Origin of the sequence: Photorhabdus sp. HUG-39 (assembly GCF_963878365.1) — a bacterium.
In the GTDB taxonomy this organism is placed as follows: domain Bacteria; phylum Pseudomonadota; class Gammaproteobacteria; order Enterobacterales; family Enterobacteriaceae; genus Photorhabdus; species Photorhabdus kayaii.
Map to the genome: position 1 here is coordinate 1 of NZ_CAWNWY010000117.1, position 605 is coordinate 605.

Below are 605 nucleotides of genomic sequence, written 5' to 3' on the forward strand. Positions count from 1 at the left end.
GTAGATACGGTAGGTCATGTCGCCGCCGTCCACGGTGAACCGCACATCAAACGCATCCTGACGCACATTAGTCAGTTTGCCGCTGTTAATCAGGCGCAGCTGGGCCCACGGGCCGGTGAAGCTGATGGCGCGCGGGGATTTGCCGCGGGTATCCGGTATCAGCGTGAGCTGGCTTTCCACCCCGGCCCGCATCGCGTTGGGCCAGATGAGGTGCGCGATGCTGCTGCGGCCGTGGGCATAATCGAGCAGCTGGCCGTCGAGATTGAGCAGGCTGCGGCGTTTATTGCCGGTCAGGCTGAGGGGCTCAACGGCATACTGGACCCCCAGACCGTTTTGCGGCGAGAAGAAGGTGTCGCGGATACGGTCGGCCCGTTTCAGCTGTTCCAGCACATCCTGGCGGATAAGTTGCTGGCCGTCCGCGCTGTGGGTCAGGTTGTTTTCCACAAACGGTTTCAGGTTCTGCTGATAGAAGGCATCCAGCGTGCCGCCGGGCCGGAAGAACCGCGCGAACTCGCTGAGCGGCACATCCTCCGTCGCGTCCGGGTTGAACGGATAGCGTCCGGCCAGGTAGGTCTGGTACTGTCTGACGACGGTGTCGTGCCATT

1 protein-coding gene is annotated in these 605 nt (G+C 62.5%); it reads right to left on the bottom strand.

Annotated elements, in window-relative coordinates; genetic code table 11:
* Positions 1 to 605, bottom strand: a 605-nt coding sequence (locus AAC155_RS24295; RefSeq protein WP_275658250.1) for a type VI secretion IcmF C-terminal domain-containing protein, incomplete at both ends; no start/stop codon positions are given.